At 42.7% G+C, this 1131-nt stretch carries 1 protein-coding gene and 1 pseudogene; both read right to left on the bottom strand.

What is annotated here, in order from left to right; translation table 11 throughout:
• A partial coding sequence (gene yabG / locus V7659_RS31425) for a sporulation peptidase YabG (RefSeq protein WP_335543896.1) occupies positions 1-667 on the bottom strand: 667 nt, incomplete at its 3' end.
• A gap of 134 nt (positions 668-801) precedes the next feature.
• Positions 802-1131: pseudogene (locus V7659_RS31420) on the bottom strand (rRNA adenine N-6-methyltransferase family protein); the annotation flags it as partial.

The following is a 1131-nucleotide window of genomic DNA, read 5'->3' as shown; positions in this document are numbered from 1 at the left end:
CTGCTTGAATTAATGATTCAAAATGAGATTGGCAGGCACCTGCAAAGATCACGAGCTGATCTAAATGCGGAACCTTCCTTCTTGCCTTTTGAACCGTTTCAACGAAATGACGAGAATGACGATATGCACCGATATCGTGTACACCGCCCTTTTGTTTAGAATACGCATCATGTCCTGTGATGACCAAAATATCAGGCCGATATTGATCAATTAATGAATCAATCATGCTTGGCATTTTCTTCTCGTGGCAATGCACACCATACACAGGTACACCGATTCTTTCATATACATCTAAGCATTTCTTTAAGTATGAAGCATCTCCATCTAAATGCAGAACCTTTCCGGGCATATGAAAATACTGCTCCTGATGCTGATATTGTCCAGACGTATAATACTCTTGTTTTTCACGAAGCAGCTGATAATCTTGCCTGAGTAAGTCGAGCGATTCGTTAATTTTCCGTTCATCCTCCTTCTCTCTTGTCAGCTGCTCCTCTTTTTGAATCAAGACCAAATCTGACATCTTCGCATCGGCAATCAGCCTCACTTCATTCCCATGCAAAATGGCGGTGGCTTCGTGCTGGTCTGTCTCATCAATTCGAATGATACGAAACATAATATCCATCTGATAGGATGCCCTCGTCACCATATCTCCTATTTGAAATTGCATGCTTTTCACTCCACAATCAGGCTCTTATCCTGTTGGTATCGTCTTACGCTACACTTGTTCTTCTTTCAGGTGTGTTGTTCTTTCTAGCCTATGCCTGAACAGGTGAAGTGGTGAAAACCAAAAGAAAAAAGCCCTTATGAAAGGGCTTTGTGTAAAACATTGGACAAACGGGCAAATTCATCGATTGACAATGATTCACCGCGGCGTTTCCCATCAACCTCAGCTGTTACAAGGGCTTCTTCAATGATCGCTTTATGTTTCTTGCCTTCTGGCAGATTGTTCATCAAATTATTCATCAATGTCTTCCGGCGCTGGCCAAAACTCGCGCGAATCAGTTGAAAGAAAAACGTATCATTGTCTACTGAGACCGCAGGCGTTTCACGAACAGTTAGTTTGATTACCGCTGAATCCACATTTGGTTGTGGACGAAAACCGTTTTCGGCACAACCATGACCGTCTTCGCT

Source organism: Neobacillus drentensis, from assembly GCF_036966985.1.
Classification (GTDB): domain Bacteria; phylum Bacillota; class Bacilli; order Bacillales; family Cytobacillaceae; genus Neobacillus; species Neobacillus drentensis_E.
Note: the sequence above shows the minus strand (reverse complement) of the source record. Positions and strands in the feature narration are given on the sequence as shown.